Genomic DNA, 7,531 nt, shown 5'->3' on the forward strand with positions numbered 1-7,531 from the left:
CCATCGCGGCCCCGGGCAGCCGAAGGACCTCACCCTCCGCATCGGCGAGCACGCGGACGCCCGCCAATTCGTACCGTTCGTCGCCGCGCTCGCCGCCATGGTGACGACCGCGCTTCATGACCTCGCCCGCCACAACGGCGTCCCGCTGTGACGTCAACCAGGGTGTTCGGACCTGTGAGCCACAGCTCCCGGGACCGGACCAGGGTTCCGGGGCGCAGCCGGTCGTCCGGGTCGGTGGTGAACAGGCCGCGGCGGCTGGGCTGGGTCAGGGCGGGGTTGGTCGCCATCTGCGATGTCTCCCTTTGACGGATCGGTCTGGCCCGCTGGGGTGCGGACCGGGCCGGTCCGGGCGGTGGTGGGTGGGCGCGGTTGGCTGGGTATGGCGGGCCGGTCCTCAGGCGAGGGGCGACCCGAAGTCGGGAGCGGGTCGGCTACAGGCGGCTGTCCGTCCAGAACTCCGCTTCCTAGTCGACGTCCTCGTCCTCGTCAGAGTGGTCCTCACCGGCGGCGGCCGCGTGGGGCAGAGCTCGGCGATGGCGAGGTCCTCGCCGAGCGCGGCTCACGGGTCGCCGTCCTCGCCCTCGCTGTCGGCGGGCTGCGCCGTGTCGACGGCGGGAGGGTCCAGGAGCACCGTCAGGTCGACGATGGTGCGGATCTGTACCGGCTGCTCGCCGTCCTGGGCGAGCAGGTAGGTGCGGCTGTTGTAGCCGTCGTGGCCGGTCGGGCGGTGGACGGCCAGCAGGCGTGCGGTGGAGGTGATCACGCAGGTCGCGCTGCCATCCTCCGCGCCAATCCAGTTCTCCGCCTTGGTGAGGGCGCCGTGGCTGTAGTCGAGGCGGGCGGCACCGGAGGCAGCGCGGGCGGCCGCGTCGGCGCAGACGTCGACAGCCAGCTGCTCCCGGGTCGGCGCCGGGACCGGCTCGCGGGCCGGGCCTCGGTGCTCGGCACCAAGGCGGCGGCGCAGCGGGGCGAGGGCCTTGTGGGCGTGGTGGTCGGTGAGGACGGCGGCGAGGGCGGTGCGGGCCAGGCAGATGCGCAGGGTGTCGGTCACGAATACCTCCGGGATTGCGGGGTCCGGCCGGGCGGCCGCGCCGCGCACCACGGCGCCCCGCCGCCGCGCCTGACAGGCACGGGGGCGGGGCGCGGTGGTGGGCAGCGTCAGTGTCCGGTACAGGACTGGCGTGACGTCAGCCGAAGTCGGGCGAGGCGGCGGGTGCGGGCAGGTCGGTGCACTCGGCGAGCTGCTCGCCCGACATGGCCTGCTGGCGGAGCAGGACCGGCAGCGCGGCTGTCAGCCGCTCCCAGACCTGGTCCAGCGCATCGTCCGCCATGTCGTGCAGCGCCATGAGGTCGGGGCAGGAGCGGGGGCGATCCTGCAGCCAGGCGCGGTCGCCGTAGGCGGCCAGTTCGACCGCGGCGGCCCGGTCCGGGGTCCACAGTCCCGCCTCGCGCAGCCACCGGTCCTGTGCCCGCTCTCCGCCGGCCACGCCGATCGCCACAAGGCGGGGCTCGTCGTCCCGGCCGCCGGATCCGGTGACGGGTCGTGTGGGGCATCTCGCCGTGGACGTGCCCGGTGTACAGCGCTTCGGGATTCTGGCCGAGCCGGACCGCGGTGATGGGCAGGGTGCGGGCGAACTCGGCGGCGGCAGGTGGGCGCGGTCCACGCAGCGGCGGCTCGTCTGGTCGGCGCGGCCGGTGAGGTGGTGCGCCTCGTCCAGGACGAGCAGGTCCAGCGGGGTGCCGGCGGCGCGGACGGCTTCGGCGGGCCGGTCCGCGGAGGCGTAGGTGCCGACGATCAGGCGCAGGCCGGTGGCGGAGGTGCGCAGCCAGGCGGTGATCACCGCCACGCGGTCGAGCTCGATCAGCACGTTCAGTGCGGCTCCCGCGGCGCCGGCGACCGGCATCAGCGCACCGACCGCGTCGAACGCGCCGTGCCGGTCGCCGTCATGCCGGCACTCCAGCGCCTGGGGCTGGGCTCGGTGGGGGCGGTCAGTGCGCTGGCTGCTGCTCCTGACGGGTCAGGTTCGTTCCGGTCGCGGCGTCGAAGACGTGCATGCGGGCGGTGTCGATCCACAGGTCCAGTCGTTCGCCCTCGGCGGCCCGAGTTGCGGTGTTCAGCCGTGCGACGACGGTGTGCTCGGTCATGCCGGTGTCCGCCCGCCCCGAGTCGGCGGCGAGTTCGGCGAGCTCCTCGCTACGGGCGGGTCCGCCCTCCTCGGCGAAGTGCACGAACACGTCGGACCCGACGGACTCCCGCAACTCGACGGTCACGGTGCAGGTGATGCCGCCCGCCTGCTCGTCGACCAGCGAGGCGTCCTCGAACGCCTCGGGGCGGATGCCCACGATGAGCTCGCGCGGCGCGTCCGCACGTTCCAGGGCCCGTCGCATCCGGTCGTCCAGCGGAAGGTCGCCCAGCGAAGTGCGCAGAGTGCCCTGCTCCAGGTTGGCGCCGAGGAAGTTCATGCCGGGCGAGCCGATGAAGCCCGCCACGAACAGGTTCACCGGTGCGTCGTACAGGTGCTGGGGCGAGCCGACCTGCTGAACGACGCCGGCGCGCATGACGACCACCCGGTCGCCGAGAGTCATGGCCTCGACCTGGTCGTGGGTGACGTAGACGGTGGTGGTTCCCAGGCGTCTCTGGAGGGCGGCGATCTGGGTGCGCATCTGGACCCGGAGCTTGGCGTCGAGGTTCGACAGCGGCTCGTCCATGAGGAAGACCTTGGGGTCGCGGACGATGGCGCGGCCCATCGCGACGCGCTGGCGCTGTCCGCCGGAGAGGTTGGCGGGTCTGCGGTCGAGGTGCTGGGTCAGGTCGAGGATGCGGGCGGCTTCCTCGACCTTGGCCGCGATGGTGGCTTTGTCGGTCTTGGCGAGGCGCAGGGCGAATCCCATGTTCTCGCGGACGGTCATGTGCGGGTAGAGGGCGTAGCTCTGGAAGACCATGGCGATGTCGCGGTCCTTGGGGGCGCGGTCGTTGACGACTCGTCCGCCGATGCTGAGCGTGCCCTCGGTGATGTCCTCCAGCCCGGCGATCATGTTGAGGGTGGTGGACTTGCCGCAGCCGGACGGGCCGACGAGGATGACGAACTCGCCGTCGGCGATGGTGAGGTTGAAGTCTCGGACGGCGAGTGCGCCGTCGGGGTAGCGCTTGGTGATGCCGTCGAGGACGATCTCGGCCACGGTTCGCCTTCCTGGTCCGCCCGGTGGGGCGGTCTCATCCCTTGACTGCGCCGGCGGTCAGGCCGGCGACGATGCGGCGCTGGAACAGCAGAACGAAGATCACGATCGGAATGGTGATGACCACCGCGGCGGCGGCGATGGATCCGGTCGGCTGCTGGAACTGGGAGCTGCCGGTGAAGAAGGCGATCGCCGCCGGGACGGTCCTGGCCCGGGTGGTGGAGGTCAGCGAGATGGCGAACAGGAAGTCGTTCCAGCAGAAGATGAAGACCAGGATCGCCGTGGTGACGACGCCGGGGGCGGCCAGCGGCGCGATGACCATCCGGAAGGCCTGCCACGGGGTGGCGCCGTCCACCTTCGCCGCCTTCTCCAGGTCCCACGGGATCTCGCGGAAGAACGCCGCCAGGGTGTAGATCGCCAGCGGCAGCGAGAACGTCATGTACGGGATGATCAGGCCGGCCCAGGTGTCGAAGATCCCGAGTGCGCGCTCGATGTTGAACAGCGGCGAGACCAGTGAGATCGGCGGGAACATGGCGATCAGCAGGGACACGCCGATCAGCAGTCGCTTGCCGGGGAACCGCAGCCGGGCCACCGCGTAGGCGGCCATGGTGCCGAGGACGACGGCGATGGTGGTGGCGATCACCGAGATGCCGATGGAGTTGACCAGGGCGCGGGTGAACTCCGAGGTCTCGAAGATCCCCTGGTAGTTCTCCCAGGTCCACTCGCGCGGGATGAAGTCGCCGTCGGTGAGGGTGCTCGGCTCCTTGAAGGAGAGCGCCACGATCCACCACACCGGGAAAAGCGCGTACAGCACGACGATCAGGTTGGCGAAGCCCCAGCTCGTCAGGGTGCGGGTGCGGCTGCTCATCGGCGCTCCGGTTCGCCACCCGGCGCGGCGGCGCCGAAGACCTTGATGAAGACGAAGGCGATGATCGCCACGCAGAGGAAGATCAGCACCGAGATCGCCGACCCGATGCCGAGGTTGAGGGCGGTGAAGAGGTTGTCGTAGCCCAGGATCGAGACGGAGCCGGTGTCGTTGGAGCCGCCCGTCAGGACGTAGATGTTGTCGAAGATGCGGAAGGCGTCCAGGGTGCGGAAGAGCAGGGCGACCAGGATCGCCGGTTTCATCAGCGGCAGGATCACCAGGCGCAGGCGCTGTCCGAAGGTCGCGCCGTCCACCATCGCCGCCCGGACGGTCTCGTCGGGGACGAGGGCCAGGCCGGCCAGCAGGAGCAGGGCCATGAACGGCGTGGTCTTCCACACCTCGGCCAGGATGATCAGGCCGATCGCCTGCCACTGGTCGGTGAGCGGCGCGCTGCCCTCCGGCAGCAGCGCGGCGAGGTAGCCGATGCCTGGTGTCCAGGCGTACTGCCAGGAGTACGCGGCGACCACGGTGACGATGCCGTAGGGGATCAGGACGGCGGTGCGGACGGTGCCGCGTCCGAACACCGCGCGGTGCATGACCAGCGCGAGCGCCATGCCGAGCACCAGCTCGATCGCTACCGACACCACGGTGATCAGTACGGTGACCCACAGCGCCTGCCACCAGAACGGGGAGCTGAGCACCGCGCCGTAGTTGGACAGGCCCACCCAGTGGGCCTGGTTCGGGAACCGCAGGTCGTAGCGCTGCAGCGAGAGGTAGATCGCGTACACGATCGGGTAGGCGGTGACCGCCAGCATCACGATCGCGGCCGGTGCGCACAGCAGCAGGCCCAGTCGGCGCTCCTGGCGCGCGCCCTCGGACAGTTCCGCGGTCTTCTTCCCGGCCTGGTCGCCGAGTGCGGTGGCAGGTGTCACGGGATCAGCCCCTTGGAGCCGAGGGCGTCCTCGATCTGCCCGCGGAGGTCGGCGATGGTGCTCTCTGGATGGATGTCGGCTGGTGGCGAAAGCGTGTGCGAGATGGCGATCGACACGTTCTGGTAGGCCGGTGTCTGCGGCCGCACGCTCGCGGTCTCCAGCGCGGCGAGCACGTCCGCGGCGAACGGGTAGTTCTCGGTGAGCTCGGCCGCCTGGTACAGGCTGCGCAACGACGGCGGCAGGCCGCCCTTCAGCGCGTTGGTGAGCTGGTTCTCGCGGTCCCGCAGGCACAGCGTGGCCTCGTACGCCAGGTCCGGGTGCCGACCGTACGCGCCGACGGCCAGGTCGATCCCGCCGATCGTCACGCTGGCCGGCCGGTCGGGCAGCACCGACGGGTACGGCGCCCAGCGGAAGTGCTTGAACAGCTCGGGCTGGTTGGCCTTCATCGACGGGTAGACGAACGGGTAGTTGAGCTCGAAGGCCGCCGTTCCGGACTCCATCGCCAACCGGTTCTGGTCCTCCATCTGGTTGGGCAGCGAGGGGTCGGCGGCCGACGACGTGGCGGTGTCGTGCATCACCCCGGCGGCGACGACCGCGGGCGGGCCGAGCGAGGGCGCCTGCGCGTCCGGGGTGAGGATCGAGCCGCCGGCGCTGGTGACCAGGGTGTTGAACCACACCGTCAGACCCTCGTACTGCGCGCCCTGGATCTCCACGTAGTGCGGCTTGCCCTGCTTCGCCAGTGCGTCCGCCTGGGCCAGCATCTCCGCCCAGGTCTTCGGCGGGTTCGGCACCAGGTCGTCCCGGTACCACAGCAACTGCGTGTTGGAGTTGTACGGCACCGCGAACAGGCGGCCCTGCCAGGTCGCGGTCTGCACGGCCGCCTCAAGGGTGTCCGCGGTGGCCTGCTCCTTCATCGCCCCGGTCCACTCCCGGATCCACCCCGCCTCGGCGAACTCGGCCGGCCACGTGACGTCCAGGCCGAGGATGTCCACTCCCGTGTCGTGCGCGGCCATCCGGCGCACCAGCTGCTGGCGCTGGCCGTCGGCGCCACGCGGCAGCTTGTTGTACTTGATGGTGTACCGCCCGCCCGACTGCTGACCGCACCGGTCCGCCGCCTGCTGGAGCGCCCCCGAGTCGTCCGGGAAGTTGTACCAGTTCAACGTCACCGGCCCGCCCTGACCGCTGCTCCCGCAGCCCCCGAGCACGGACACGGCCGCGCACACGCCGACCCCGGCGGACAACCATCTCGACCGGAGCCTGCGGCGGATCGTCATCGTTCTCCCGGGGCTGGGATCCATAGGGCCGACGCTAGGCGCGCTCCCACCGGGTACCGCGGACGCCGCGCCGGCCGGTCAGCCGTACGGAGCAGCCCTGGCACCCGCACGGCAGCCCACCCCCGGGGCGCGCACAGACGACCGCGCAGCCGTGGTCTGCCCGCGGGACCGGCTGCTGGCAGCGCGCGATGGACTGTGTGTCGACTCGATCGCCTCCCCCGAGGTGTGATCCGGTGGAAGCCGTCAACGCACGACACCAGGAGGGGACGATCAGTGACCGGAACGGGCCGAGAAACAGCGGTCGGTCGAAGCCGCGACCACATTCGTTCCCGGCTGTGGCCGCTGCCGACCCTGGGAGTCGCGCTGGCCGTCATCGCCGGGGTGACGCTGCCTCGTCTCGACGCCCACCTTGAACAGGACCTGCCGGCATGGCTGAGCGACAACCTGTTCGCCGGTGGCGCGGGAGCAGCCCGGACCGTCCTGGAGCCATCGCCGGATCCGTGATCACCGTCACCGCGCTCACCTTCTCCGTCACCGTCGTCACGCGCCGGGGTGGGTGACGGCTCCGGCGGCGAGCGCCGTGGCTCCTGGAGCGGGAAGTGGTCTCCCGGCCGTGTGGAGCGCCGCCACACGTTCACCGCTGTCGCCATCACGAGGATCCGCCCCGCCAGGACCAGCAGTTCGATCCCCTCGACGTTTCACCGGAAGGATTTCTCCGCCTCGGCCGTCACGATGGGCGCCTTGCGGATGCCGGCAATCAGGCCGACGACGAGGAACGGCTCCGCGTCGAGGGTCTGGTTCATGGCGGTGAGGCGGACGGTGTGGAGCAGCTCGGCCACGATGAACAGCACAAGGCCGTTGTTCAGGGCGGCGAGAACGACCGTCTCCTCGTGATACGGCCCCTGGATCGACCTGATGACGTCGTGGATGACCCCGACGGTCAGGAGCCCCGCGAGCAGTACGAGGAGCGCCGCGACGACCAGGTGGATGCCGTCCTCGATGAGCTGCAGGAGGCCCTGTAACCGGCCACCCTCGATCTTCGGGGTATTGGGTCGCACAGCCAGCATGCTAGGGGTGCCCCGGCCTGCAGGCGCGGTGTGCTGGGCGAACTGGTGGACGAGCGGATCCCTCCCTGTGGTGGCAGCCCGGGCGCGGCGAGGCGCGACATCATCGAGGCCCACCCGGCGGCAGCGACACCGCACCCCGGCTAGGCGAGCGGGGCGTGGTTCACGGCTGGTACTGCTGGTAGGCGAGGCCGTTGCTGTCTCCCCCCGGACTGTGGA

8 protein-coding genes are annotated in these 7,531 nt (G+C 70.9%); 1 reads left to right on the top strand and 7 read right to left on the bottom strand.

Annotated features, from left to right (window positions below; genetic code table 11):
* Positions 1-559: 559 nt before the first annotated feature.
* The 6 genes from AB0P35_RS40870 to AB0P35_RS40895 form a co-directional block, all read right to left on the bottom strand.
* The gene (locus tag AB0P35_RS40870; protein WP_363521431.1) at positions 560-1,051 is read right to left on the bottom strand and encodes a hypothetical protein; all 492 of its coding nucleotides are present in this window, start codon (positions 1,049-1,051) and stop codon (positions 560-562) included.
* A 136-nt stretch (positions 1,052-1,187) separates the two neighbouring features.
* Complete coding sequence (locus AB0P35_RS40875; RefSeq protein WP_363521433.1) at positions 1,188-1,904, bottom strand: hypothetical protein; 717 nt, start codon at positions 1,902-1,904, stop codon at positions 1,188-1,190.
* 85 nt (positions 1,905-1,989) lie between these two features.
* Complete coding sequence (ugpC, locus tag AB0P35_RS40880) at positions 1,990-3,180, bottom strand: sn-glycerol-3-phosphate ABC transporter ATP-binding protein UgpC (protein ID WP_363521435.1); 1,191 nt, start codon at positions 3,178-3,180, stop codon at positions 1,990-1,992.
* A gap of 34 nt (positions 3,181-3,214) precedes the next feature.
* On the bottom strand, positions 3,215-4,045 hold the full coding sequence (locus AB0P35_RS40885; protein WP_363521437.1) for a carbohydrate ABC transporter permease: 831 nt from the start codon (positions 4,043-4,045) through the stop codon (positions 3,215-3,217).
* The gene (locus tag AB0P35_RS40890) at positions 4,042-4,974 is read right to left on the bottom strand and encodes a sugar ABC transporter permease (protein ID WP_363521440.1); all 933 of its coding nucleotides are present in this window, start codon (positions 4,972-4,974) and stop codon (positions 4,042-4,044) included. The genes AB0P35_RS40885 and AB0P35_RS40890 overlap by 4 nt, the downstream gene beginning before the upstream one ends.
* Entirely contained in the window at positions 4,971-6,140 is a 1,170-nt protein-coding gene (locus tag AB0P35_RS40895; RefSeq protein ID WP_363521443.1) for an ABC transporter substrate-binding protein, read from the bottom strand. Before AB0P35_RS40895 ends, AB0P35_RS40890 begins: the two co-directional genes overlap by 4 nt.
* 381 nt (positions 6,141-6,521) lie before the next feature.
* On the opposite strand from AB0P35_RS40895, the gene AB0P35_RS40900 reads away from it, so the two are divergent.
* Complete coding sequence (locus tag AB0P35_RS40900) at positions 6,522-6,752, top strand: hypothetical protein (protein WP_363521445.1); 231 nt, start codon at positions 6,522-6,524, stop codon at positions 6,750-6,752.
* A gap of 194 nt (positions 6,753-6,946) precedes the next feature.
* Here AB0P35_RS40900 and AB0P35_RS40905 read toward each other — a convergent pair whose 3' ends face one another.
* The gene (locus AB0P35_RS40905) at positions 6,947-7,306 is read right to left on the bottom strand and encodes a phosphate-starvation-inducible PsiE family protein (protein ID WP_363521448.1); all 360 of its coding nucleotides are present in this window, start codon (positions 7,304-7,306) and stop codon (positions 6,947-6,949) included.
* Positions 7,307-7,531: the final 225 nt, after the last annotated feature.

Origin of the sequence: Kitasatospora sp. NPDC085879 (assembly GCF_040686255.1) — a bacterium.
GTDB lineage: Bacteria > Actinomycetota > Actinomycetes > Streptomycetales > Streptomycetaceae > Kitasatospora.

Coding starts and splice junctions, on each gene's coding strand:
- AB0P35_RS40885 (WP_363521437.1), bottom strand. CDS start 4,045: ATGAGCAGCCGCACCCGCACCCTGACGAGCTGGGGCTTCGCCAACCTG.
- AB0P35_RS40875 (WP_363521433.1), bottom strand. CDS start 1,904: ATGCCGGTCGCCGGCGCCGCGGGAGCCGCACTGAACGTGCTGATCGAG.